Consider the following 24,955-nt stretch of genomic DNA (forward strand, 5'->3'; position numbering starts at 1 on the left):
GGACGCTTGAGCAATTTGAGGGCTCCGCGCCCGGCGCGCTTGCCCACAACAACCGATCCGACTACCAATCTCAAACCTGCAGACTCTCGTTATGAACGAGGGACCCAAGGGGGGCAGGTCATCTATATGGGAGGAAGTCAGATTGTCGAATGAAAACAGATAGATATAATGAGTTAAGCCTTGCTGCCAATCCGGGGCGTATGTGGCAGTTGGGCGGGGGCATGGGGGAAACCTGTGCTGCGCCTATGTAGAGATGGTCGCTCGGAAAAATGCGCCGTGAAATCTTATTGTGAGCATCGAAGCCTTTCATACTCAGCCCGAACGCGCCACTCTACCGACGCAGCGGAGACTTGCTGGGCAGGCAGGCTGGCTACAATCTCTGCGGCTTGTTGTCTGAGTTCCACCTGAGCGGCCACTTGCAGCATCATCTCATAGACAAAACTGGCAGGTGCGCCAGTACGCTCCAACTCTCGATAGGTTTCAAGTCCGAGGCGTGTTGGTGGTAGGTGTCCCATGCCTGCGGATCGGCCTGCATATCCGTGCAAATCTATGTTTACATAGCCAAAACACGATTTAATGTGCCCGCCATATGAGTGATCTTCATCGGGGCATTCGCGGACAAGTGGACCATCGCTTTGATGCAGAGCGAGTGGGTCGCTCGGATCAACTTCAGTCCATTGGTGCCATTCTGATCCAGTCTGGATCAAATGAGGCACACGACGAGGATTGGCCAGATACGTTTCGCGCTCAGCGACGGTAAGCGTACCCTCAGCCTCTTTTGTGGCTAGTGCTGCAAAGTCAGTATTCGTGGTTTCGATCTGCGTGGCGATGGAAGGTGCGAGGCTTCGGATCAATGCAAGCTGGGCATCAGTGTCCAAACAAGCGGTCTGACTTGCATACCAAAAGGGGAACATGTCGAAGAAACGTTGTTCGGTGTCCTGGGCGGCCAAACGCTGCAACTGACGGCTTCTGGCGCGTTGTGCGGCAGCTAAGTTGTCGTGGCGCATGATGTTGCGGTGAAGATGCAATGGTATCCCGTTTGTCAGTGCGTCCCTGTGTTCTGCTCTATCATAGTCGGCATCACCGGCGCGAAGTCCGCCGATGACAGCCAAGCTGGCTGGAATATACGCTGCATAGCGAGCAAAGCTGCTTCCGTTCACCCAGCCCCATTCATCGAGTAGCGCAGGCACTTCGTCCTTCATGACGGCCTGAATGCCCCCATCGTTAATCAGTCTGCTTGTGGCGACACCAGCCAGCACAAGCGCAGTGGCGGCAACGGCCACTTTGTAAACCGTCTTCATATCAAATCCCGACTTTTCAGGTTGCAAGGTTGCAGGCCCCACTTCTGCACACGATTATCCTAAAATGGTATTATCCTGACTTGGGATTACCCGACTGCCTGCGTCCGATCAACAGGCAGTCACTTGAGCAAGACACTTCGCACACCTGAACACGTTTACCTGTGCCAGCGGCTCAGGCAGGTGCGCCTTGATGCTGGCCTGACGCAAGCTGACTTGGCCGAGAGGCTGGACAAGCCCCAGTCCTTTGTTGCCAAGGTAGAGACGCAAGAACGCAGGCTAGACCTGATCGAGTTCGTCATGTGGATGGTTGCCTGCGGCGACATTGAAGCCGCGCACCAGACTGTTGCCGCGATTGCCGACGGCATCCCCGACAACCTAGTAGCGCCCTAAATCTCAAATTTCTCAATAGCTTCCCGCTTCTGTGTCAGCGTGTGTCCCTCCTTGAAATAGACCTGTTGCGCCACGCCTTGGCGTTCATGGCCCACGATTTCCTGAAACAGTGGCTCGGGCACACCCGCCTGTGCAAGCCGCGTGACCATCGTGTGTCGCAGGCTGTGGAACACCAGCCCGCTTTCCTTCATGCCCAGACCCTGCAGGAACACGGTGTTGAACCAGCGGCCCAGATTGCGGCCATAGCCTTCTTTCGCGTTGTAGGTGAAGGACAGAAACAGGCGTTGCCCCTTGGGCTTGGCCGCGACCCAATCGAGAAAGCCCAGCCGGATCATGTCCGAGTGAACAGGCACGCGGCGCTTGGCGGCAGGGGTCTTGAGGCTCTTGTTTGGCCCGTCACTATTGATATCGAGATACCAGATATCGCCCTCTTGCCGAATGTCGGCAACGTCAAGCTGGGCAATCTCGCGCAGTCTTGCGCCCGTGTAGAGGCCCAGAAGCGCACCCCACTTGTAGTCGTCCTTCTTCACCAGCCCGGAAGCGTTACCCGTCAACGCGGCATGTAGTTTGCGCGTCTGCTCTGGCGTATAGGCTTTGCGGCCTTCATCGGCATGTTTGGCTTTGGCAACCTTCATCCCGTCGAACAGCTTCGCGGGCGCATGGCCATGACGTTCGGCCCAATCCCAGAAGCGGCGGAAGGTGTCGATGTAGCTGTTGACGGTCTTGGCGCTGATCTTCTTGAGGCCCGGAAAGGCTATCGCGTCCTGCAAGGTCAGGTCGCGGGTTTCAGATCTGGTGTTGCGGTTCGCAGGAAGGGACTGCACCAGTTTCTTCATCTCGGCGGCGTCTTGGCGGGTGATTGCGGCCAAGGCCCGATCCTGCCCGAAATGTTCCACCAGCAGCGCGAGGTAGGCGCGGGCCTTGTTCTGCATCTCTGGCGACCATTGCGGCGAATGCTCGGCCATGAAATCCTCAATTGCCGCGCCCAGAGCCACGGAGCGGGCCTGTGGTGGCTCTGGTACTGTCGGGGCGGGTTTGGTGAAGGAATAGCCATCAAGGCCCTCAGCGGCGCTCAGAATGGCCCTGATCTGGTCGCGGCGGGCCTTGCGCATCTCGCGGCGCAGGGAGGGGGCGTTTTCGGCCCATTGAGCGTCTGTAAGGCCCGCTGAGGCGCGGAGGGCGTCAGGGTCTAGAAACAAGTCCGACAGATCGTCGTGGCCCTCTGTGGCGTCCTCATGGGCAGCGAGTTCTTGGCGCAACAGGTCAAGGGACCGATCTGGCAACCCGGTATCGTTCAACCGCTCCACATACCGATCCAGCGAAGCCGCGAAGTAGCTTCGCACCATCTCGCGCATCTCGTCTTGTCTGAGCCTTGCCAAAGCCTTGTTTTCCCGGACCAATCGCCCACAGGATGCAAGATAACGGGCCAGATCGCCAGCCCTATCCGGGCACTTGGTGCGCAGGGAAACCCGAATGGTGCTGCGCTGGCGTTGTTCAGACCGGGGAAGCGGCCAGCGGAAGTAATAGACGCCATGCCGAGAGGGTGACAGGTAGGCGGACAGTTTCATGGGCCTTGTGCTCCACTTGGTGTCGCACTGGCCTGTCCAACTCTTAAGTCATTGATTTAGAGTGATATGGCGGAGAGACAGGGATTCGAACCCTGGGTCGGCGCAAACCGACAACGGTTTTCGAGACCGCCGCATTCGACCACTCTGCCACCTCTCCGCGTCAGGGGTCTTCGTGAGGCGGGGATTTATCGTGCCGCACGGGGGGTTGCAACCGCTTTTTGCAGGATTTTTTCAAAACTGTCGCGGGACGTGGCAGGGCGCCTGCGGGGCTGGCGATTTGGCGCCGGAATGCAGGGGGTTTGCGCGGGTGGCGGCGGTGGGCGCTTGGCAGATCGGGCGGGGCAGAGTAGCCATGTGGGGGCAGTTTGGGAGTGGCCGCCGATGATCCGTCGATTCTTTATCGCCTGGGGGCAGGGGCTCTGCGCGGCGCTGGTGCTGGGCGGGCTGGGGGCCGGGCCTGCGCAGGCCGACCCGGCGCGGATTTCGGACCTTTTGCAGACCGGCCCGATCTTCGAGATCCTGCAGCAGGAGGGTGTGGATTACGGCGCTGATCTGTCCGAGGAAATGCTGGGGCAGCCCGCCGATCCCGCCTGGCGCGCCGAGGTGGCCGAGATCCATGCGCCCGACCGGCTGCGCCCGCCCTATGAGGCGGCCTTTGCCGCCGCGCTGGAGGGGGCCGATCAAAGGGCTATCGAGGACTGGCTGACCTCGGATCTTGGGCATCGGGTCGTCACGCTGGAAGTCAGCGCGCGCCGGGCATTACTGGACCCGGATGTCGAGGAGGCGGCGCTGATTGCGGCTGAACGCGCGGATGCGGCGGGGGATGCGCGGCTAAAGGCGGTGCGCGCGGTGATCGAGGCCGCCGATCTGATCGAGCCGAACGTGATTGGCGGGCTGAATGCCAATCTGGCCTTTTATCGTGCGATGGCGGCCGGGCAGGCCTTTCCCTACGAGGTGACCGAGACCGACATGCTGGCCGAGGTGGCTGCGCAAGAGCCCGACATCCGGGCCGATGTGACCGGCTGGCTCGAAGGCTATCTGTTCATGGCCTATGCCCCGCTCAGCCTGGACGAGTTGCACGACTGCGCCGAATTCAGCGACTCGCCCGCCGGGCGGGCGCTGATGCAGGCGCAGTTCGCGGCCTTTGACGTGATCTATGAAACCAGTTCCGCCGCACTGGGGGCGGCCCTGGCGCGGCGGATGGCGGGGATGGAGCTGTAATCAGCGCATCCGGAGCGCACCGTCGAGGCGGATCACCTCGCCATTCAGATAACCGCAGGAAATGATGAACCCGGCCAGCCGGGCATATTCCGCCGGATCGCCCAGGCGTTTGGGGAAGGTGACCTCGGCTGCAAGGCTGTCTTGCACCTCGGCGGGCAGGCCTTTCATCATCGGCGTGGCGAAGATCCCCGGCGCGATCGCGCAGACCCGGATGCCCTGGGTCGCCAGATCGCGCGCCAGCGGCAGCGTCATCCCCGCGATCCCGCCTTTCGAAGCGGCATAGGCGGCTTGTCCCTTCTGCCCGTCGAAGGCCGCGATCGAGGCGGTGTTGACGATCACGCCGCGCTCGGGCCCCGGGTTTTGCGCCATCTCGGCGGCTGCCAGCCGCAGCACGTTGAAACTGCCGATCAGGTTGATCTCGATGGTGCGGGAGAAACTGTCCAGCCGATGCGGCCCGTCGCGGCCCACCACACGCTCGCCCGTGGCGATGCCCGCGCAGTTGATCAGCGCATCAATGCCGCCCATCGCGGCCTTGGCCTGCGCGATTCCGGCCGCCACGCTGGCTTCGCTGGTCACATCCACCTGAGCGAACTGTCCGCCGATCTCGGCCGCCAGCGCGGTGCCGCGCGCCGTGTCGCGGTCAAACAGGGTGACCTGCGCGCCCTGCGCGGCAAGGTACTGCGCGGTTGCCGCCCCCAGACCCGAGGCCCCTCCGGTGACAATCGCCCTGAGTTGCTGCAGTTCCATTCTGTCCTCCCGATAACTGAACACATGTTCAGTTATGCCGGGGGCGATGCGCCCTGTCCAGTCCGGCCTTCTGCGTCCGCCGGGCGGCCTTCGGCGCAATCTTGCCGCACCCCCTCGAAACCTTGGAACGGAAGGTCTATAATAGAGTTGCTCCAGATGTGGGGGCTGTGCTTTTTGTTTCGGCCTCACACGGTGATGGAGACAAAAAGGAGGGATCCATGAAACGTATTGTATCTTTTGTGGCCGCCAGCGTTCTTGCCGCACCTGCTGCTTTTGCCGGGGGCTATGTGGCACCCGTCGTGGAGCCGGAAGTGGCGCCGGTGGTGATGCCGGTTGCGGGGCGTGACTGGACCGGGTTCTATGGCGGTGTCCAGCTGGGCTACGGCGATGCTTCGGGCGATAACATCGACTTCAGCGCCGATGGCGCCTTTGGCGGTGTCCACGCAGGTTATATGTATGACTTCGGCAAATTCGTGCTGGGCGGTGAACTGGCCTATTCCGCGGCCGACATCAGCGACTCTGACGGGTTTGGCAAGATCGACTCGATGACCCAGTTGAAACTGCTGGCCGGTGCCGATATGGGCGACTGGCTGCTTTACGGGACCGCCGGGATCGAGCGTCTGAACGTCGCGGTCGGTGCGACCGATTTCTCCGACAACATCGGCTTTGGCGGTATCGGTGCCGCTTGGGCGATGAACGACAACTGGATGCTCGGTGGCGAGGTGCTGTATCACAAGGCCGACGATTTCGACGGCACCGGTGTGGACGGCGATATGACCACCGTTGGTCTGAAAGCCTCGTTCCGCTTCTGATCCAAGACGAGCGGGCGCTACCAGCGCCCGCTCGCACCACCGCCCGAGGATCGCCCGCCACCGAAAGACCCGCCCGAATTGCGTGTCTTGCGTGAGACGGTGAAGGGGGTGCGGCGGCTCCAGTCGCAGTTTCGGCAGCGTTCTTCGGTATGCCCGCTGCCGGTGTGGTCCCGGGTCGCAGGAGTGTCGATCACCCGTTCCCGGTTCAGCCCGACCGCGCCGCAATTCGGACAGCGTTTCACGCGCCCGATCAGTTTCCAGATCTGTGTTCGCAGGACAGAAACGGCGAAGGCCAGCACCACCCCGATTGCCAGAACCTTGCCGATCCAGTCGCGATTTTGCGCAGGCGGCGGGGACAGCCCTTCGATGTGGCGTTCCACGATCTGCGTGATTACCGCCTCGGTGCCGGTTTCGATCCCCTCGGCCATCCGCCCGTCCCGAAATGCGGGCAGCATCACCCGATTGACGATGTCCTGCGCGGGGATGTCGTATTCCGGGTTGTAACCCGCGCCCAGTTCGATCCGCATTTCACGATCCTCGGCCAGCACCAGGATCAGGATTCCGTCGTTGCGGGTGGCGTCGCCAATCCCCCAGCCGTTGAACACCCGCGTCGCGAAAGCCTCGAGCGAGTCGGCCGGGTCATAGCTGGCGCGTGTGGGCAGGGTGAGCACCGTGACCTCGATCCCGCTGGCCTCGCGCAGCGTATCCAGCCGCGCCGCGATCCGTGCTTCGGCATCGGCGGGCAGAAGATCGGCCTCATCATTCACAGCAAGGCTATGATAGGGCGGGTAGGGCTCGGCCCCCACAGGGCCGCACAGCGCCAGCCACACCCCCAGCATCCATCCGATCACGACGCGCATTCAGGCTCTCCACCGTTCGGGTCACAGGCCCGTCATCATCGGTGCAATGGTGCGAAAGGTCAAATTTTGCGGCCGATCCAGTTGTGTGCCGCATATATTTCTTTGAAATCCGATGTGGGAGTTATATTTTACTGACGAATCGAATTATTGCTTGGGGTTTTCCTGTGGATGATGATCTAGACCGTAAAATATGCGCCTTGCTGGCAGCGGACGCGCGCCAGTCGCTGGCCCGGATCGGCGAACAGGTGGGGCTGTCGACCTCGGCGGTCAACGAACGCATTCGCCGCCTGACCGAGCGCGGCACGATCCGCCGGATCATGGCCGATATCGCCCCCGAGGCCGCAGGCCTGCCCGTCACCGCCTTCATCTGGGTGGCCCTGGCCGCCGGGGTGGACGAAACCGCCTTTCGCCATGCCATGGTCGGGACGCCGCGCGTCACCGCCTGCCATCATGTCACTGGCGGCTGGTCCTATCTGGTTCAGATCCGCGCGGCCTCGCTACAGGGGGTCGAGGAATTCCTGACGGATCTGAAGGGCGGGCAGTGGATTGCACGCTCGGAAACCATGCTGGCGCTGTCGACCGTGGTCGAACCGCCGTTCCTGTTTCGTGGCAACGTCGAGGGCTGATGATGCTGTTCTTGAAATCACTGATGATGGGGCTGGCCATCGCGGCCCCCTTGGGGCCGATCGGGGCGCTGTGTATTCAGCGCACGCTCAATCGCGGATTTGCCGCCGGGGTGGCCGGGGGGCTGGGCACCGCGCTGGCCGATGCCGCCTATGCCAGCGCGGCGGCGGCGGGCTTTGCCACCTTCGCGGCCGTCTTGCAGGTGGTTTCGGCCCCCCTCGGGCTTGTGGGCGGGCTTTTCCTGCTTTGGCTGGCGTGGAAGGGATGGCCGCGCGGGGCAAGCCCCGTGCGTGCCGCCAGCGCGCCGGACAGTCGCGGGCTTTGGGCCACCACCGCCACCACCTTCGCGCTGACGCTGACCAATCCGGCCACGATCCTCAGCTTCGCGGCGATCTTTGCGGGGCTTGGTCTTGCGAAAACCGCTTCGTTCGGGGCCGCCGCCACCGTGGTTGGCGGGGTCTTCGCGGGGTCGATGCTGTGGTGGATGGCCCTGTCGGGAACGGTTGCCCTGTTGCACCACCGCCTGCCCGAAGGCTTTGCCGCCTGGACGGCGCGGATCTCCAGCCTGATGATGGCGGGCTTCGGGATCTGGGCGCTGTGGTCCGGGGCTGCCGGTCTGTTCCCGGCGTGAAACCCCAGGCGGGCGGAGGGGCCGCGATGGCGCCTCCGTCCCCGGTGCGTCTCAGGGCATCTGCGCCTCGGCAAAGCCGCGCAAGACACGCAGCGCGTCTTCCAGCACCGCGTCAGCCTGGGTCAGGGCGATGCGGATATGCCCGGCCGCGGCCGCGCCGAAACTTTCGCCCGGCATCACGCAGATCTTGTGCTCTTCCAGCAGCCGCGCGGCGAAGGCATCGCCCGACAGGCCGGTGGGCCGGATGTCGGCCATCACATACATCGCGCCCGCCGGCGGGATCAGCCGCAGCGCCTGCGACCCGGACAGCACCGCCTTGGCAATGTCGCGCCGCCGGTGGAAGGGGGCGGCCACCGCCGCCTCGAAGGCCGTGCCCTGACGCAACGCGAACAGGGCCGCGTCCTGGATGAAGCCGGGCACGCCATAGGTGGTGTTGATCGCCAGTTCCAGCGCGGCGGCGATCACCGGCTCGGGCGCGACCATCCAGCCGATCCGCGATCCCGTCATCGCATGGCTTTTCGACAGCGAGCCCAGCACCACGGTGCGCTCGGCCATGCCGGGCAGGGCGCGCGGGCTTTGGAACTGGCCCTGCCAGACCTGCGTGTCATAGACCTCGTCCGAGATCAGCCACAGATCGGCCGCCTGACAGGCGCGCGCGATGCCCCGCAGCGTGGCGTCGGAATAGATCACGCCGGTCGGGTTGTTGGGCGAGTTGATCAGCAGCGTGCGGGCCCCCGCGCTTGCCGCCAGAATATCGGCCTCGGCCGGCTGGAACCCGGCTTCGGCGCGCGCCTCGATCACCCGGGCCTCGGCGCCGGTCGACCGGATCGTGCCGGGGTAGGTGGCGTAATAGGGCGCTACGAACAGCCCCGCCTGACCGGGGTCCAAAAGCACGCTATGCGCCGAGAACAGCGCCGATTGCCCGCCGGGGGTGACAAGTACATTCTCGGGGCGGGTCGGCACGCCACTGCGCGCCTGCACCCGCGCCGCGATTTGCGCGCGCAGTGCCATGGTGCCGGCAATGTCGGGATATCCGGTGTGGCCATTGGCCGCCGATTGCGCCATCGCCGTCAGGATTGCCGGGTCGGTTTTCACGTCCGGCTCGCCGATCGACAGCATCACCACGCTTTCGCCTGCCGCGATCATCTCGCGGGCGCGGAACAGGATGCCCCAGCCATTTCCCGCATCGCCCCGCATATGCGCCACGCGCGCTGCCAGTTCCATTCGTCTCTCCAGTATGTCAGCGGTCCGCGGGCAAAATCCCAAGGCCGCGCAGGTAAATCCCGATGCCGCTTTCCAGCAGATCCTCGGGCGCGTAGGGCGCGCGCGATCCCGGGGCCGCGCGCGCGTAAAGTTCGACGACGCCATGGCTCATCGCCCAGATATGGGCATGCACCATCGCGGCGGGTGGGCGGCGGTTTTCGGGCAGATGCCGCGTCAGCGCCTCGGTCGCGCGCAGCATCGCGCTTTCGGCGCGCGCCGCCGCATCGGCCAGATCGGGGCTGCGCGAGGCGGCGATGCCGCTTTCGAACATCGCCATGTAATGCCCCGGAAACCGGCGCGCAAAGGCCAGATAGGCCCGCCCCACCGCACCGAAGGCGGCCAGCGCCGAAGGCGCGCCACCGTTCCAGGCATGTTCCAGCAGATCGGCAAAGATCCCGAAGCCCTGCCGCGCGCATTCCGCAATCAGATCTTCGCGGCCCGCGAAATGGCGGTAGACGGCGGCGGGCGTCACCCCGGCATCCTTGGCCGCCTCGGACAGGGTAAAGCCCGTGGGCCCCTGCGCCGCGATCAGCCGCAGCGCCGCCTCGACCAGCGCCTGACGCAGGTTGCCGTGATGATAGCCTTGCTTACTCATCCAGGATGCTGCGCCCGCCGCAGATTTTGTTGTCAATCTTGCCAATGGCTTTCGCGTCTTTCTTTGCGTAGTCCACGGCGTTCAGCACAGTCTGGATCGCGGCGATCCGCGCGCGCATCTTGTCGTCCGAGCGGATCACCGTCCACGGCGCATGGTCAGTGTCCGAGCGTTTCAGCGTTTCGCGGATCGCCTCGGAATAGGCGTCCCATTTCTTCAGCCCCTCGACGTCGATCCAGCTGAGCTTCCACTGTTTGAGCGGGTCATGTTCGCGGTCGAGGAACCGCTTCAATTGCTCGGCCCGGTCGACCGAGAGCCACAGCTTGACCAGAATGATGCCTTCCTCGACCAGCATCTTTTCGAAATCCGGCAGTTGGGCAAAGAAATGGGCCCGCTGTTCGGGGGTGCAAAACCCGAAGACATGTTCGACCACGCCGCGGTTGTACCAGCTGCGGTCAAACAGCGCGATTTCCCCCGCCGCAGGCAGCCAGTCGACATAGCGCTGGAAATACCACTGCGTCGCCTCGCGTTCGGTCGGCTTGGGCAGCGCCACGACATAGGCCGAGCGCGGGTTCAGGTTTTCCTGCATCCGCGCGATGGTGCCACCCTTGCCGGCGGCATCGCGCCCTTCGAAGATCACCGCCAACCGCTTGCCAGTGGCTTTCAGATCCCACAGCATCTTGACCAGTTCGATCTGCAGCGCATCCATCTGCGCCTCGTAGTCCTTTTTCTTCATCTCATCGCGGTAAGGATATGACTTCGAAAGGATTTCATCTTTCTTGGCGGTCAGGATCGCGTCGCGCAACGCGGACGGGGCTTCTTCGTTCAGAAACCGGGTGATGTCGCCCACGAACGGGATATCGGCCACCAGCGCCTGCGGCGCGGGCTCTGCCGTTTCGGGTGCGTCCTTGTCTTTTGCCTTGTCCTTGTTCTTGCCCATGGCGGCCCCCGTTGCGATGTGAATGGGCTTCACTATAGGCGCGGCGCGCGGCGCTGCAAGCGGGGTCGGGGGCGCTGCCCCCGCGGGCCCGTGCCGGGCCCTTCCCCCGGAGTATTTTCGCCAAGAAGAAATCGGGCCTCTTCTTCTTGGTCCAAATACTCCCGGGGGTCCGGGGGTGGGGCGCCCCCGGCTGCGGCACCCGCGCTCAGCGGCCGATTTCGGCCAGATCGTAGGGCGTGTCCTGATAGATCGCGTTGATCCAGTTGCCATAAAGCAGATGCGCGTGGCTGCGCCAGCGGTTCGAGGGCGTCCGGCGCGGGTCGTCGTCGGGGTAGTAATTCGCCGGCACATTGATCGCTTTGCCGACGGCCACGTCGCGATCGTATTCTTCCTTCAGCGTGGTGCTGTCATATTCGAAATGGTTGAAGACATAGAGCGCGCGGTGACAGGCATCCTCGACCAGGCAGGGGCCGGTGTCATCCGAGGCCAGCAGCGTGGTCAGCCCCGCCGCGTCCAGTTCCGGCTGGCGCATTTCGGTCCAGCGGCTGACCGGGATCAGCAGATCGTCGGAAAACCCGCGCAGATAGGGCGAGGCAGGCGCCAGATTGCGGTGCCGGAAACAGCCGAAGGCCTTGTGGTCCAGCATGTGCTTGTTCACGCCGTGGAAGTAATAGGCCATCGCCATGCCGCCCCAGCATACCCCGAAGGTCGAGAACACATGGCTTTGCGTCCAGTCGAACACGCGCGTCATCTCGTCCCAATAGGTGACCTCGTCGAAGGGCAGGTGTTCGATCGGCGCACCGGTGATGATCAGCCCGTCGAATTTCTCGCCCGAGGCCTCGACCTCGGCGAAGGGGCGATAGAAGGTTTCCATATGCTCGGCGGCGGTGTTCTTGGTCTGATGCTCGGTCATGCGGATCAGCTGAAAGTCGATCTGGATCGGGGTTGCGCCGATCAGCCGGGCGAACTGGTTCTCGGTCTGGATCTTCTTCGGCATCAGGTTCAGCAGGCCGATGCGAAGCGGCCGGATTTCCTGCCGCGCCGCGCGTTCGGGCGTCATCACCATCACGCCTTCCTTCGACAGGATGTCAAAGGCGGGCAGGGATTCAGGCAGGGTGATGGGCATTGCGTTCGTCCTTGTGGCGGTGTCTGGCCGGTTTTGCCCGGGGCCTTGGCCCCGGCGGATGGGTCAAGCGGGCAGGGCGCCCGCGATCAGCGATGTAAAATCTTTCTCGTCGCGGACAAGGGCGACATCCTCGGCCCGGACCTTGATGCCCCAGTTTTCGGCCATCGCCGCATAGCGGGGCTGGCGATGGGCCAGCGCCTGCGCATAGGTCCAGCGCACGAAATCGTCGGGGTTGACCTCGTCTTCCTTCAACCCCCGCTCGACGCGGTATTCGACCCATTTGCGCTCCAGGAACTGGGGCTGGTAATACATCGGCTTGGGCGCGCGGTCGAAACGGCGCACCAGTTCGCCGGTATGCGCGTCCGAACCTTCGATCCAGACCATCAGCAGGTTGCGCGACAGCGCGTTCAGGATCGGGTCGGCCGGGTCTTCGGGATTGACCACCTCGCAGATCGAGCCGCCCGAATCGCAGACGAAATGCGGGATCTGATAGATTTCTCGCGCACGGGCGATGAAATGCTCGGTGTCGAGCAGCGCCGATTTTTCCGCGGCGCGGTGCTGGTTCTGGCGCAGCATGTAGTCGTCGAAGGGCAGGCCACCCTTGGCCGGGCTGCCGGGCTTGCCCAGATAGGTGGACAGGGGCGCCAGATTGTCGAAGGTGATGTTGCTGGCGATATAGACGCTGTCGCTGAGCAGCAATTCACGCAGGAACGGGTTCTTCATCGCCTCGCGCTTGAAGTTGTCGGCGATATATTCGCCCATGTAGCGCGTGCCGATCCGGTAATCGACCGAGTAGTGAAACCACCCCGAGGCCGAGGCGCGCAGCATCGAGGCCAGATAGGTCTTGCCCAGCCCCGACATGCCGAACAGCAGCACCCGTTTCTGGCTGGCGCCAAGCCATTCTGCGCGATTGGAATAGATCATCCCGGTCCCCTTGCTTGCGCCTCCGGGTTTAACGGCTGTGCGCGCCGCCGTCACGGGGTTTTGGCAGGGGCGGGAACGCGGGCGGCTTTCGGGCGGCTGTTCAGGATCAGCAAGCCTGCCGCCAGCACGGCAAATCCCGCCCAGGCGTTCCAGCCCAATCGTTCGGAATAGGTGGCCCAGCCCGCCACGATCGCCACCGGGGGGATCAGCAGGGTGACCAGCGACAGGTTGCCCGCGCCTGCCAGCGCAAGGATGCGGTAATAGATCAGATAGGCCAGCGCCGAGCAGCCGAGCCCGAGCCACAGCACCGCCCCCCAGACCGGGGCGGACCAGCCGAACTGCGGGACGCCCTCGGTCAGCAGAAGCGCGGGCACCAGCCAGACGGCGCCGCCCGTCAACATGCCTGCGGCGGCGACTTCGGGGGCGATGCCGCGCATTGAAAATCGCGCGTAAGCCCCTGCAAAGCCGTAGGAAATCGACGCACCGATGATCGACAGTTGCCCCATCGAGGCGGGGTTGAAGCCGCGCAGCGCCTCGGGGCCGATGGCCAGCACCACGCCACAAAAGCCGATGCCCACGCCCAGGGCACGGCGCCGGGTCAGGTGTTCGTCGCTGAACACCAGGGCCGCGATCAGCACGCCGAAGATCGCGGTCGAGGCATTCAGGATCGAGGCCAGCCCCGAGTCGATATGCTGCTGGCCCCAGACGATCAGCGAAAACGGAATTGCGTTGTTCAGCGCACCCATCATCAGAAAGCGGAGGATATAGCGCGGCTCGCGTGGCAGGGGCAGGCGGCGCAGCCCGACCCACAGCCACAGCAGCACCATGCCGCCCAGCACCCGCAGGGTCACGGTGGCCAGCACGCTGGCCTCGGTCAGGGCCACGCGGTTGGACAGGAACGAGGTGCCCCAGATCAGCGCAAGCGCGCCAAGCAAGGTCCAGACAAGCGGTGACAGGCGGGGGGAGGCGGTGGTGTTCATGGCGCGACGCTAGCCGGGCGCGCGGGGCTGCGCCACCCGGATCTTGCGGCTGTGCAACGCGCCGCAATGAAAAAGCCCCGCAGACACTGCGGGGCTTTTCCGGTGCAAGGCGTTTGCCTCAGAAGCTGTAGCCGATGCGCAGGCCGACGGCGACGGCGTGGTTGTCGGTGAACTTGCCGAAGGTGCCACAATCGCCATCCGGGCAGGGCGCGACCAGCGCGGCCGGGATTTCGGTATCGGCATCGCCGATCATCACATAGCGCACGCCGCCGGTGATTTTCAGGTTGTCGCGGGTATAGGTCGCCGCCAGACCGACCGCGGTCGAGCCGTCGGTCGGCCCGAGGTCGCCCGCATAGCCGTCCTTGCCGGTTTCGTGGCTGACGAACATGGCGCCCGACCAGTTTTCGGTGAACCGGCGCCCCACACCCAGCGTGTAGGTGATCGAGTCGTTGTCATAGCTGACCAGCGGGTCCTTATAGACGTTCGCGGGGTTGGCCATGTAATTCGTCGGTGCGATCTGGAACGCGGTCCAGTCGACCCAGCGGATCGAGCCGAACACCAGCGTGTCCTTCGCGACCCCGGTCTGACCTTCCAGCGTCAGCGATTGCGGGATCTCGGTCTCGAAGCTGGTTTCCGCGCCGTTCTCGTTGGCGGTGAAATCATGCGTGACGGCCGAGTTGTAGGTCAGCGCGACGCGGGCCGCGATCTCGGGCTTTTCCCAGGCGACGCCCAGCACATAGCCATAGTCGGTCTCGCTCGACGACGACATGTCATAGCCGTCGAACAGATGCACCGTGCCGTTCGTGCGGATCGCGCGCAGGCCGCCGATCACACTGATATTGTTGTCGAATTTATAGCGCATCAGCGCCGTCGTGGCGTAGGAGTTGATGTCCGCCGTAGAGCCGCCGTAAAGGTAGCCGGTGACCGGATAGGACAAGTCGGCGCCCACCGGCTCGTCGATGATCAGCGCGGCGTCGATGCGGTCGTTGACCTTCATCTTCAGCCCAAGGCTCATCGTGGTGTAGTCCTCGGCCATGTCGCCCGAGCCGACCCCGGCCGGCGACAGCGGCGACACGGGGATCTGCTGCGTGCCCGACACTTCCGGGCGCACCCGGCCGATGTTGAACTCCACATAGTTGCCTTGTTCGAACAGGATCCCGACCGACTGGCCCGACCGTTCGATCCCCCCTGCGGTGGCAGCGGTGGCCCCAAGGGCCAGCGCGCTTGCCGTCATCATAACACGTCTCATTTGATCCTCATCCCTAGCGTGTCAGTTATGCGTCTGGGGAAACCCTACCATGACGTTTGCGTTAATCAATCAAGCCTGCGGCCTTACGTCACGTCCGCAAAAGATGCTGCATTGCAGCTTGTTGCGGCTCAGTCACGTTTCGTCAAGGGGCAGCGGTTGCGGGGTGTCCGGCCGGTTGCGCAGGTTGATCCAGTTTGCCCACAAGATCACCGCACCGCCCAGGATCACGGCGATCGAGAGGTTCTCGTGATAGAGCAGCGCCCCCAGTGCCGCGATCAGCGGCAGGCGCAGAAAGTCGATCGGGATGACGACCGAGGCGGGCGCCAGCGCCAGCGCGCGGGTCATGCAGAAATGCGCCCCCAGCCCCGCGACCCCGATCAGCGCGAGCCAGGGCGCGCTGGCCGCCGTCGGCCATCGCCAGACGCCATCGCCCATCATCATCACCGCGCCGAACACCGCCTGCATCACCGTCAGCCACAGCAAGATCTCGATCACCGGGGCGCTGCGCGTCAGCCGCTTCGTGCTGAGCGCGGAGCCCGCAAACCCGACCGCCGCCAGCATCGCCAGCACGGTTCCAAAGCTCAGGCCCCCCTTGCCCCAGGGCTGCGCCACCAGAAGAACGCCGGCAAAGCCGATGCCCGCCGCCAGCAGGCCGCGCGGGGTCAGCCGTTCGCCCAGCACCAGCGGCGCGGCCAGCGTCACCAGGATCGGATAGGAAAATTCCAGCGCGAACAGCTGGGCCAGCGGGATCAGCGTCAGCGCGGCGAACCACAGGTTCTGCCCGGTGAAATGGCTCAGGTTGCGGATCAGGTGCAGCCCCATGTTGCGCGCCTGCAAGGCCCCCCACTGGCCGCTGATCCGCGCGGCCCCCAGCACGATCATCACCCCCAGCACCGATCGCCAGGTCATTATTTCGAACGTGTCGTGCCAGCGCGCGACCTCGCGCCCGGCCAATGCCATCGACACGAAACCGGTCATCGCGCCTGCCATCCACAGGGCCGCGCGGCCATAGGCGTGGGGCGTGTGCGGCGATGCGGCGACATCGGGTCGGCGGCGTGTCTGGGGCTGCGGGCTGGGCACGGGCGGGCTCCGGGGGTTGGGCCTGCTTGATCGCCGGGCGGCGCGGGCTTGTCCAGCGAATTTGATCGCAGGCCGCGGGGCGGTTTGTGTCGACACGCGCGCCGAAGGTCACAAGCCCAGCACGCGCCACAGCGCCAGCGCGCCAAGCCAGGCCAGCGACAGCGCCAGCGCGACCAGCCCCGCAGCCCAGGGTGTGTAGCGCGGGGCAGGCAGGCTGCGCAGGGTGAACCGCGTGACGGGGCGCGCGCGTGCAGGGCGGGACGGGGTGGTTTTTGTGGGGGAAAGGGGCATCTGGTCCTCCTCGGGATGGGGAATTTAAGCATGCGTTAGGTGAAATCTGGCTTAACAGGCGCATGGAGCGGATCGAAATTTCAGAATCGGGTCTGGATGCGGCGGGCTGGGCGATCGCGCTGGCGGCGTTCGAGGGGCTGCCGGGGGCCGCGCTGCAACAGCAGTGGAGCTATGGCCAGATTGCCCGCGCGGGCGGGCGCGACCTGCGCCGCCTGGTGCTGTCCTGTGCGGGGCGGCGCATCGGTCTGGTGCAGGCGGTCGGGCGGTCGGGGCTGTGGCTGGTCAGTCGCGGGCCGGTCTGGCGCGCGGGTGTCGGCGCCGATCAGGCGCGCGCGGGGCTGCGCGCGCTGGCGCGTCATCTGCCCGGGGTGCTGATCGCCACGCCTGAGGTGCCGGCGGCGGGTTTCGGGCTGATCCCGCTGGTCACGCCGCGCCATCAGGCGATCTGGCGCCTCGGGCCGGAGCCTGCGACCTTGCGCGCGGGGCTTGATGTCAAGTGGCGCAACCGCCTGGGCGCGGCCGAACGCAGCGGCATCGCCGTGGTGGCCGACCCCGATCCCGGCTGGCTGCTGCAGGCCGAGGCCGATCAACGGCGGGTGCGCGGTTACGGCGGGGTGCCGGGCGATTTCGTCACCGCCTGGGGGCGCGGCGCGCGGGGCGGCGTGCTGGCGCTGGCGGCGCTCGGGCCCACGGCCAGCGCGCAGGCGGGCGAAAACCTGGCGGGCGTCGTCTTTCTACGTCACGGCAGCGGCGCAACCTATCAGATCGGCTGGTCCGGCGCCGCGGGGCGGGCCTGCGGGGCGCATAACCTGCTGCTGTGGCAGGCGGCGCTGATGCTGCGGGGGCAGGGTGTGCGCTGGCTCGATCTGGGCGATGTCAATTCCGGCGCGGGGGCGGGGCTGATGCGCTTCAAGCTGGGCACTGGCGCCGAGGTGCTGAGCCTTGGCGCCACCAGCCTCGTGTTGCCGGGCTGAGCGCGCGCTGATATTGCCGCCTCCGCCCGGTCCGTCAGGGCGCAAGCGCCGCGCGCTGGCCCCGTTCATGGAAGATGAAGCCCAGGAAGTTCAGCAAGACCTGCGCGGCCAGGATCGCGGTCGATCCGGTCGGGTCGTAATCGGGCGCCACCTCGACCAGGTCGATCCCCACCACCTCATGCGCGCGCGCCACACCCTGCAGGATTTCCAGCACCTCGTAATAGAGGAAACCGCCGTGGCTCGGCGTGCCGGTGCCCGGCGCGATCGAGGGGCAGAACCCGTCGATGTCGATTGTCACATAAAGCCGCGCGCCCTTGGGGATGCGCGCCAGCGCCCCCTCGACCCCGAGCTTGCGGACCTGCCGCACCGACAGGATGTCGTCGCCCATCGCGCGGGCGGCCTCGTATCCTTCGCGCGTGGTCGAGCTGACGTTGCGAATGCCGAGTGCGGTGATCCCAGTCACATAGTCGCGTTCGGCCGCACGGCGCATCGGGTTGCCGTGACCGTGGCGCACGCCGTGGCGCACGTCGACGAAATCCAGATGCGCGTCGATCTGCAGAATGTGGATCGGGCCCTGATCGTCGAAGGCGCGGATGCAGGGGATATTCACCGAATGATCGCCGCCGATCACCACCGGCAGCGCGCCGCCCGCCAGCATCGCGCGCACGCCCGCTTCGATATTTGCATGGCTGGTTTCGGTGTCGGTATGCACGATGTCGGCGTCGCCGATGTCGACGATCCGCACGTCGGGCCCCAGATAGGTGGCCTCGTCCTCGTGGTCGTAGGCGCCGGCATGGCCGAAGGAGAACAGCGTCGAGGCCTCGCGCACCGCGCGCGGGCCAAAGCGGGCGCCGGCGCGGAACTGGGTGCCGAAATCGAACGGCGCCCCCATCACCGCCACGTCGGCGTCGATCGCCGACCAGTCGGAGACATAGTCGCGCTTGCCGAAGGTGGCGATGCCGACGAAGGGCAGGTTCAGCCGCCCGGTTTCATATGCGTGCCGTGTCATGATGTCTCCTCGTGTTTGCCGCAGATTTCCCGGCATAAGCCGCAGTTGCAAGAGCAAGCCCGGGGGATTATGCCGGGACCAGCACAGGAAAGGCGATGCGATGGCATTTCAGGCACCCAAACCGACACCCAAGGGACTTTGGCGGCGCACCCCCCCGGCGATGTTTCCGCCGGTGATGGGGCTTTTGGGGCTGGGCCTCGCCTGGCGGCGCGGGATCAACGAATTCGCCCTGCCGCCGGCACTGGCCGATGCGCTGATGGGCGCGGTGACGATCCTCGGGCTGTTTGCGGTGCTGACCTATGTCGTGAAATTCATGCGCCGCCCGGGCGTGGTGCTGGAAGATCTGCGGATCTTGCCGGGGCGCGCGGGTCTGGCGGCGGGGGTGCTGTGCCTCTATTTGCTGGCGGCGGCCTTCGGCCCCTATGCGCCCGAGCAGGCGCGTCCGCTGCTGCTGACGGGGATCGGCGTGCATCTGGCTCTGACCGTCGCGGTGGTCTTCGTCTTCGCCACCGGCCCGGCAGAGCAGCGCCGCGTCAGCCCGGTGTGGCATCTGCTGTTCTCGGGCTGGATCGTGGCGGCGATGGTGTCGCAGGGGCTGGGGCTGATGCAACTGGGTGTTGCGCTGTTCTGGGTTGCGCTGGCGGCGGCGGTGGCGATCTGGAGCATCTCGCTCGGCCAGTTGTCGCGTGAAACCGTGCCTGCGCCGCTGCGCCCGTTCCTGGCGATCCATCTGGCCCCCGCGGCGCTGCTGGCGACGGTGGCGCATGGCTTCGGCGCGGCGGCGATGGCACAGGCCTTTGCCATACTGACGGCGATCATTCTTGGGGGGCTGGTGCTGCGCGGCCGCTGGCTTCTGGCGGGCGAGTTCTCTCCGATGTGGGGGGCGCTGACCTTCCCGCTGGCGGCAACCGCCAATGCCTGGCTGAGCCTGGGCGGGGTCTGGCGCCTGCCGGGGGCCTTCGCGCTGATCCTGGCGACGCTCGCGATCCCGCCGATCGCGGTGAAGATCTTCAAACTCTGGGCCAAAGGGCAACTTGCGGTGAAAACCAACGCCGCCACCGCCTGAGGGGCTTGCATCCCGCGCAAAGCCGTGAAACAGGGAACCGCCAAACGTTCCCTGCCAAGGAGGCTTTCCATGCAGATTCGTGAGGCGCTCACCTTTGATGACGTTCTCCTTGTTCCGGCCGCATCTTCGGTGCTGCCTTCGGAGGCAGATGTCTCGACCTTCGTGACCAAATCCATCCGCCTCAACATCCCGCTGCTGTCCTCGGCCATGGATACGGTGACCGAGGCGCGCATGGCGATCGCGATGGCCCAGGCAGGCGGCATGGGGGTGATCCACCGCAACCTGACGGTCGATCAGCAGGCCTCGGATGTGCGCCGCGTGAAGCGTTTCGAAAGCGGCATCGTCTACAACCCGATCACCCTGACCGCCGATCAGACCCTGGCCGATGCCAAGGCGCTGCAGGACCGCTATAACGTCACCGGATTTCCGGTGGTGGATGATGCCGGCCGGGTCGTGGGCATCGTGACCAACCGCGACATGCGCTTCGCCAGCGACGACCGCACCCCGGTGCGCGCGATGATGACCTCGGACAACCTGGCGATGCTGCGCGAACCGGCCGACCGCGACGAGGCGATGAGCCTGATGAAGGAACGCCGGATCGAGAAGCTGCTGGTGGTGAACGCCGAGGGCAAGCTGACCGGGCTGCTGACGCTGAAGGACAGCGAACAATCCGTGCTGCACCCGCAGGCCTGCAAGGATGACAAGGGGCGTCTGCGGGTCGCCGCCGCCTCGACCGTGGGCGATGCGGGCTATGAGCGCAGCTGCGCGCTGATCGAGGCGGGGTGCGATCTGATCGTGATCGACACCGCGCATGGCCATTCCGAAGGCGTTGCACGCGCGGTCGAACGGATCAAGAAATTCTCGGGGTCGACGCAGGTCGTGGCTGGCAACGTCGCCACCGCCGAGGCCACCCGGGCACTGATCGGGGCGGGCGCCGACGCGGTCAAGGTCGGTATCGGCCCGGGCTCCATCTGCACCACGCGGATCGTGGCGGGCGTCGGCGTGCCGCAGCTGACCGCGATCATGGACGCGGCCTCGGGCGCGGGCGATGTGCCGATCATCGCGGATGGCGGCATCAAGTTCTCGGGCGATTTCGCCAAGGCGATCGCGGCGGGGGCCAGCTGCGCGATGGTGGGCTCGGCGATTGCCGGAACCGATGAATCCCCGGGCGAGGTGATCCTGTATCAGGGCCGCTCGTATAAATCCTATCGCGGCATGGGCTCGCTCGGGGCGATGGCGCGCGGTTCGGCCGATCGCTATTTCCAGAAGGACGCGGCTTCTGACAAGCTGGTGCCCGAAGGGATCGAGGGCCAGGTGTCCTACAAGGGCCCGGCGGGCGCGGTGATCCATCAGCTGGTCGGCGGCCTGCGCGCGGCGATGGGCTACACCGGCAGCCGCACCGTGGCCGAGATGAAGGGCGGCTGCCAGTTCGTCCGCATCACCGGCGCCGGGCTGAAGGAAAGCCACGTCCATGACGTGCAGATCACCCGCGAAAGCCCGAACTACCGCATCGGGTAAGCACAGCCGGGGGGCTCTGCCCCCCGAACTCCCCGGGATATTTGGACCAGAGTGAAAGAGAATTCCCTTTCTTTCTGGCACAAATATCCCGGGGGTGCGGGGGCGGCGCCCCCGCTTGTCCCGGCGGCTCGTCCGGGTACTTGACGCTCAGGAGAGAGCCATGACCCCCGCTGCCCGCATCGCCGCCGCCATTGAAATTCTGGATCGCACCCTGGCTGGCACACCGGCCGAGCAGGTGCTGACGACCTGGGCGCGCGGGCATCGGTTTGCGGGTTCGGGCGACCGGGTGGCAATCCGCGATCATGTCTATGACGTGCTGCGCTGCCACGGGTCTTATGCGCTTCTGGGCGGCGCGGCAGAGGGCGCGCCGAGCGGGCGCGCGCTGATGCTGGGGTTGTGTCGCGCGCAGGGTTTGCCGATCGAGGATCTGTTTACCGGGGAAGGTTTTGCCCCCGCGGCCCTGACCGAGGCCGAACGCGCCGCGCTGGCCGCACCGATGCCCGAGGATCTGGAAATTCTGGACTGGCCCGCATGGTTGCGCCCGGCGGTGGCGCAGGCCCTGGGGGCGGATTTCGGCGCGGTGAGTGCACTGATGCGCACGCGTGCGCCGGTATTCTTGCGCGTCAATCTGGCGAAGGTGTCGCGCGCCGCGGCGCAGGCCGCGCTGGCGGATGAGGGCATCGAAACGCAGGCTCATTCCCTGGCAGACAGCGCGCTCGAGGTCATGGCAGGGGCCCGCAAGCTGGCTGCCAGCAAGGCCTATGCCGCGGGTCTGGTCGAGTTGCAGGATGCCGCGTCTCAGGCGATGATCGGGATGCTCGATCTGCGCCCGGGGATGCGGGTGCTGGATTATTGCGCGGGCGGCGGCGGCAAGGCGCTGGCGCTGGCCGCGCGCGAGCCGCAGGCCAAGGTGGCCGTGCATGACATCGACGCGGGCCGGATGCGCGACATTCCCGCGCGTGCGGCGCGGGCCGGAGCGACGTTGCGGACCTGCCCGCCCGGGCGACCCGGCGGGCCCTACGATCTTGTGCTGGTTGATGCGCCTTGTTCGGGCTCGGGCACCTGGCGGCGCACGCCAGAGGCGAAATGGCGCCTGACGCCCGAAGCGCTGGCGGCGCTGGTCGAGACACAGCGTGCGATCCTGCAGCAGGCGGCGGATCTGGTGGTGCCCGGCGGTGTGCTGGCCTACATGACCTGTTCTGTGCTGGGGGTCGAAAATACCGGGCAGGCAGAGTGGTTTGCGCAGACCTATGGCTGGCCGGTCGAGACCTGCCGCCAGTTGACGCCGATGCAGGGCGCGGACGGGTTTTTCGGCCTGGTCATGCGGCGTCCGGCGTAAAGGATTGACACATCCTTGGGTTGTGCTTTGATGCCCGTTAACCGGGCCTTAAGCCTTTTGGCGCGCAATGCGGGGAGTTGATTCTGAAGAGGACTTCTGACGTGGTGCACCCCGATCAGCCCCTGCAGCCGCTCTCCCGGTCGGCTGCGCTGCTTGCGCCGGGCGCGCTCTATCTGCTGGTTGCGGGGCTTGGCGCGGCGGCGGGCGCGTTGCTGGTCGAGGATCGCGTGCAGATGATGGTGCTGTTGTCGGCGGGGGGCAGCCTTGTGGCGCTGGCGGCGCTGATGCGTCTGGCCGTGCGGCGCCAGCAGGCGGCGCGTGCGCGGATGAACGATCAGATCGCGGCGTTCATCGCGCATGATGCCTCTCCGTCCTTCACCACCGATGCCGACGGGGAGATCGGTTTTCAGAACCGCGCCGCGCTGGAACGGTTCGGTGCGCGCGGCGGGCAGACGCTGACGCGCGCATTGGGGGAGGTGTTCGCCAATCCCGGGGCGGTGCTGCACCGGCTGCAAAACAAGGCGGCGGCCTTGGGGGGGGCGCGCGAGGATCTGGTCACACGACGCGGCCATGTCCGGCTGTCGGTGCAGCAGATCGGCGCTGGCGCCTATCTTTGGCGGCTGGAAGACATGGTCGAGCGGCCGCTGGGCGGGCGGGGCGCGGAAACTATCAGCCTGCCGATGCTGACCGTGTCGAAATCGGGCACCATCCTGTTCATGAACGAGGCGTTGCGCCGGATCGTCGGCGAGAGGGTGCGCACGCTCGATCGGATCTTCACCGAATTGCCGCTGCGCTCGGGCGAGGAGCATGAGATCGCCAGCACCGAAGGCCCGATGCGCTGTGTCGTGGCCGAACTGGAGGGGGCGGCCGGGCGCAACGAGATCTATCTTCTGCCGGTTTCCGCGGGGCGGGCCAGCACGCATGACCCGGCCTCGTTCGAATCCTTGCCGGTCGCGCTGATGCGACTGGCGGGCGACGGCCGGGTGCTTGCGGTCAATCGGGCGGCGCGCGGGCTGATGGGGCAGATCGCACCCGACACGCGGCTGGCCGAGCTGTTCGAGGGGCTGGGACGGCCGGTCAACGATTGGGTGGCCGATGCCCTGGCCGGGCGGACCGAACGGCGCCCCGAGGTGCTGCGCGCGCGGCGTGGCGATCGCGAGGTGTTCTTGCAGGTCACGCTGAGCCGGTTCGTCGAAGAGGGGCGCGCCGGTCTGATCGCCGTTCTGTCCGACGCGACGCAACTGAAAACGCTTGAAGCGCAGTTCGTGCAAAGCCAGAAGATGCAGGCGATCGGCCAGTTGGCGGGGGGGGTTGCCCATGATTTCAACAACTTGCTGACCGCGATTTCCGGCCATTGCGATTTGCTGATGCTGCGCCATGACAAGGGCGACCCGGATTATGCCGATCTGGACCAGATCAGCCAGAACGCCAATCGCGCGGCCTCGCTGGTCGGGCAGTTGCTGGCGTTCTCGCGCAAGCAGACGCTGAAACCGCGAATTATCGACCTGCGCGATACGCTGTCGGATCTGACCCATCTGCTGAATCGGCTGGTCGGCGAAAAGGTGCGGCTGAGTCTGACGCATGCGCCCGATCTGCGCCCGATCCGCGCCGACAAGCGGCAGCTGGAACAGGTGATCATGAATCTCGTGGTCAACGCTCGCGACGCGATGCCGGGTGGCGGTGAGATCCGGATCGAGACCGACGGGGTGACGTTGCTGGAGGATCTGCGGCGTGATCGCGTTGCGGTGCCCAAAGGCGATTATGTCGTGGTCAAGGTCACTGACGAGGGCACCGGTATCGCGCCCGACAAGATCAGCAAGATTTTCGAGCCGTTCTATACCACCAAACGCGCGGGCGAGGGGACTGGGCTGGGCCTGTCCACAGCCTATGGCATCATCAAGCAGACCGGCGGCTATATTTTCTGCGATTCCGTTCTGGGATCTGGCACCTGTTTCACGATCTATCTGCCCGCGCACGATCATGTGGCTGAGCCCGAGCACGATCCCGAACCGCCGCCGGCGGAACATCCGGCCCGGGCCGGCAACGCGACGATCCTGCTGGTCGAAGATGAGGCGCCGGTCCGCGCCTTTGCCTCGCGGGCGCTGAAATTGCGCGGCTATACCGTTTTCGAGGCCGATTGCGCCGAAGAGGCACTGCGTATCCTGGAGGATGACACGCTGAGCGTCGATGTGTTCGTCACCGATGTTATCATGCCCGGGATGGACGGGCCGACCTGGGTCGCCGAGGCTCTGAAAGCGCGCCCGAATACCGCGGTCGTGTTCGTGTCCGGCTATGCCGAGGATGTCTTCAGCGAGGGCCGTCCGCCGGTGCCCAACTCGATCTTCCTGCCCAAGCCGTTCTCGTTGAGCGAACTGACGGCAACGGTGCAAAACATGATGTCCTGATCGGTCCATGCCAGCGTGCCCTTGGCCGCCAGCGCGTGCTGCGTC

General features: G+C 65.5%; 24 protein-coding genes and 1 tRNA gene. 10 read left to right on the top strand and 15 right to left on the bottom strand.

Annotated features, from left to right (window positions below):
* Nucleotides 1-284: 284 nt before the first annotated feature.
* A complete protein-coding gene (locus tag P2G62_RS12340) occupies nucleotides 285-1,301 on the bottom strand; it encodes a hypothetical protein (protein WP_275735209.1) in 1,017 nt (338 codons plus the stop codon).
* Nucleotides 1,302-1,424: 123 nt separating this feature from the next.
* Here P2G62_RS12340 and P2G62_RS12345 point away from each other — a divergent pair, with 123 nt between their 5' ends.
* Nucleotides 1,425-1,691, top strand: a complete 267-nt coding sequence (locus P2G62_RS12345) for a helix-turn-helix transcriptional regulator (RefSeq protein ID WP_275735210.1) — start codon at nucleotides 1,425-1,427, stop codon at nucleotides 1,689-1,691.
* Here the strand turns inward: P2G62_RS12345 and P2G62_RS12350 are convergent.
* Together P2G62_RS12350 and P2G62_RS12355 are read right to left on the bottom strand one after the other, a co-directional pair.
* The gene (locus tag P2G62_RS12350) at nucleotides 1,688-3,259 is read right to left on the bottom strand and encodes a site-specific integrase (RefSeq protein ID WP_275735211.1); all 1,572 of its coding nucleotides are present in this window, start codon (nucleotides 3,257-3,259) and stop codon (nucleotides 1,688-1,690) included. The genes P2G62_RS12345 and P2G62_RS12350 overlap by 4 nt on opposite strands.
* Nucleotides 3,260-3,326: 67 nt before the next feature.
* Nucleotides 3,327-3,416, bottom strand: a tRNA-Ser gene (locus P2G62_RS12355).
* A gap of 224 nt (nucleotides 3,417-3,640) precedes the next feature.
* On the opposite strand from P2G62_RS12355, the gene P2G62_RS12360 reads away from it, so the two are divergent.
* Nucleotides 3,641-4,480, top strand: a complete 840-nt coding sequence (locus P2G62_RS12360; RefSeq protein WP_275735212.1) for a hypothetical protein — start codon at nucleotides 3,641-3,643, stop codon at nucleotides 4,478-4,480.
* Here the strand turns inward: P2G62_RS12360 and P2G62_RS12365 are convergent, their stop codons facing one another.
* Entirely contained in the window at nucleotides 4,481-5,227 is a 747-nt protein-coding gene (locus P2G62_RS12365) for an SDR family NAD(P)-dependent oxidoreductase (RefSeq protein WP_275735213.1), read from the bottom strand.
* A 218-nt stretch (nucleotides 5,228-5,445) separates the two neighbouring features.
* On the opposite strand from P2G62_RS12365, the gene P2G62_RS12370 reads away from it, so the two are divergent.
* On the top strand, nucleotides 5,446-6,039 hold the full coding sequence (locus tag P2G62_RS12370; protein WP_275735214.1) for an outer membrane beta-barrel protein: 594 nt from the start codon (nucleotides 5,446-5,448) through the stop codon (nucleotides 6,037-6,039).
* Between the two features lie 17 nt (nucleotides 6,040-6,056).
* On the opposite strand, the gene P2G62_RS12375 is transcribed toward P2G62_RS12370, so the two are convergent.
* Nucleotides 6,057-6,899, bottom strand: a complete 843-nt coding sequence (locus P2G62_RS12375) for a TPM domain-containing protein (protein ID WP_275735215.1) — start codon at nucleotides 6,897-6,899, stop codon at nucleotides 6,057-6,059.
* Nucleotides 6,900-7,063: 164 nt separating this feature from the next.
* Here P2G62_RS12375 and P2G62_RS12380 point away from each other — a divergent pair, with 164 nt between their 5' ends.
* Together P2G62_RS12380 and P2G62_RS12385 are read left to right on the top strand one after the other, a co-directional pair.
* Nucleotides 7,064-7,525 carry an Lrp/AsnC family transcriptional regulator gene (locus tag P2G62_RS12380; RefSeq protein WP_275735216.1) on the top strand — a complete coding sequence of 154 codons (462 nt, stop codon included), beginning with the start codon at nucleotides 7,064-7,066 and terminating at the stop codon, nucleotides 7,523-7,525.
* Entirely contained in the window at nucleotides 7,525-8,154 is a 630-nt protein-coding gene (locus P2G62_RS12385) for a LysE family transporter (RefSeq protein ID WP_275735217.1), read from the top strand. The genes P2G62_RS12380 and P2G62_RS12385 overlap by 1 nt, the downstream gene beginning before the upstream one ends.
* 51 nt (nucleotides 8,155-8,205) lie before the next feature.
* Here P2G62_RS12385 and P2G62_RS12390 read toward each other — a convergent pair whose 3' ends face one another.
* From P2G62_RS12390 to P2G62_RS12430, 9 genes are all read right to left on the bottom strand, one after another.
* Nucleotides 8,206-9,378, bottom strand: coding sequence for a pyridoxal phosphate-dependent aminotransferase (locus tag P2G62_RS12390; RefSeq protein WP_275735218.1), 1,173 nt, complete (start codon nucleotides 9,376-9,378; stop codon nucleotides 8,206-8,208).
* 16 nt (nucleotides 9,379-9,394) lie between these two features.
* Nucleotides 9,395-10,012 carry a TetR/AcrR family transcriptional regulator gene (locus tag P2G62_RS12395; protein WP_275735219.1) on the bottom strand — a complete coding sequence of 206 codons (618 nt, stop codon included), beginning with the start codon at nucleotides 10,010-10,012 and terminating at the stop codon, nucleotides 9,395-9,397.
* A complete protein-coding gene (gene ppk2, locus P2G62_RS12400) occupies nucleotides 10,005-10,949 on the bottom strand; it encodes a polyphosphate kinase 2 (protein ID WP_275735220.1) in 945 nt (314 codons plus the stop codon). Before ppk2 ends, P2G62_RS12395 begins: the two co-directional genes overlap by 8 nt.
* Nucleotides 10,950-11,154: 205 nt before the next feature.
* Nucleotides 11,155-12,075: a homoserine O-succinyltransferase gene (gene metA / locus P2G62_RS12405; protein ID WP_275735221.1), complete on the bottom strand. Its 921-nt coding sequence runs from the start codon at nucleotides 12,073-12,075 to the stop codon at nucleotides 11,155-11,157.
* A gap of 63 nt (nucleotides 12,076-12,138) precedes the next feature.
* Nucleotides 12,139-12,999 (bottom strand): ATPase, encoded by an 861-nt coding sequence (locus P2G62_RS12410; protein ID WP_275735222.1) that lies wholly within the window; start codon nucleotides 12,997-12,999, stop codon nucleotides 12,139-12,141.
* Nucleotides 13,000-13,049: 50 nt separating this feature from the next.
* Entirely contained in the window at nucleotides 13,050-13,979 is a 930-nt protein-coding gene (locus tag P2G62_RS12415) for a DMT family transporter (protein WP_275735223.1), read from the bottom strand.
* Nucleotides 13,980-14,097: 118 nt separating this feature from the next.
* Nucleotides 14,098-15,228, bottom strand: coding sequence for a hypothetical protein (locus tag P2G62_RS12420; protein ID WP_275735224.1), 1,131 nt, complete (start codon nucleotides 15,226-15,228; stop codon nucleotides 14,098-14,100).
* Nucleotides 15,229-15,360: 132 nt separating this feature from the next.
* Nucleotides 15,361-16,308, bottom strand: coding sequence for a DMT family transporter (locus P2G62_RS12425; RefSeq protein WP_345799269.1), 948 nt, complete (start codon nucleotides 16,306-16,308; stop codon nucleotides 15,361-15,363).
* A 108-nt stretch (nucleotides 16,309-16,416) separates the two neighbouring features.
* On the bottom strand, nucleotides 16,417-16,599 hold the full coding sequence (locus P2G62_RS12430; RefSeq protein WP_275735225.1) for a hypothetical protein: 183 nt from the start codon (nucleotides 16,597-16,599) through the stop codon (nucleotides 16,417-16,419).
* 62 nt (nucleotides 16,600-16,661) lie between these two features.
* Here P2G62_RS12430 and P2G62_RS12435 point away from each other — a divergent pair, with 62 nt between their 5' ends.
* On the top strand, nucleotides 16,662-17,573 hold the full coding sequence (locus P2G62_RS12435; protein WP_275735226.1) for a hypothetical protein: 912 nt from the start codon (nucleotides 16,662-16,664) through the stop codon (nucleotides 17,571-17,573).
* A gap of 34 nt (nucleotides 17,574-17,607) precedes the next feature.
* Here P2G62_RS12435 and speB read toward each other — a convergent pair whose 3' ends face one another.
* Nucleotides 17,608-18,582, bottom strand: coding sequence for an agmatinase (speB, locus tag P2G62_RS12440; RefSeq protein ID WP_275735227.1), 975 nt, complete (start codon nucleotides 18,580-18,582; stop codon nucleotides 17,608-17,610).
* Between the two features lie 100 nt (nucleotides 18,583-18,682).
* On the opposite strand from speB, the gene P2G62_RS12445 reads away from it, so the two are divergent.
* The 4 genes from P2G62_RS12445 (at nucleotide 18,683) to P2G62_RS12460 (ending at nucleotide 24,910) form a co-directional block, all read left to right on the top strand.
* Nucleotides 18,683-19,648 carry a tellurium resistance protein gene (locus P2G62_RS12445; protein WP_275735228.1) on the top strand — a complete coding sequence of 322 codons (966 nt, stop codon included), beginning with the start codon at nucleotides 18,683-18,685 and terminating at the stop codon, nucleotides 19,646-19,648.
* A 69-nt stretch (nucleotides 19,649-19,717) separates the two neighbouring features.
* Nucleotides 19,718-21,166, top strand: coding sequence for an IMP dehydrogenase (guaB, locus tag P2G62_RS12450; protein ID WP_275735229.1), 1,449 nt, complete (start codon nucleotides 19,718-19,720; stop codon nucleotides 21,164-21,166).
* 160 nt (nucleotides 21,167-21,326) lie between these two features.
* Nucleotides 21,327-22,505 (top strand): RsmB/NOP family class I SAM-dependent RNA methyltransferase, encoded by a 1,179-nt coding sequence (locus tag P2G62_RS12455; RefSeq protein ID WP_275735230.1) that lies wholly within the window; start codon nucleotides 21,327-21,329, stop codon nucleotides 22,503-22,505.
* Between the two features lie 233 nt (nucleotides 22,506-22,738).
* Nucleotides 22,739-24,910, top strand: a complete 2,172-nt coding sequence (locus tag P2G62_RS12460) for an ATP-binding protein (protein WP_275735379.1) — start codon at nucleotides 22,739-22,741, stop codon at nucleotides 24,908-24,910.
* Nucleotides 24,911-24,955: the final 45 nt, after the last annotated feature.

The organism is Paenirhodobacter sp. CAU 1674, assembly GCF_029222945.1.
Lineage (GTDB): Bacteria > Pseudomonadota > Alphaproteobacteria > Rhodobacterales > Rhodobacteraceae > Rhodobacter.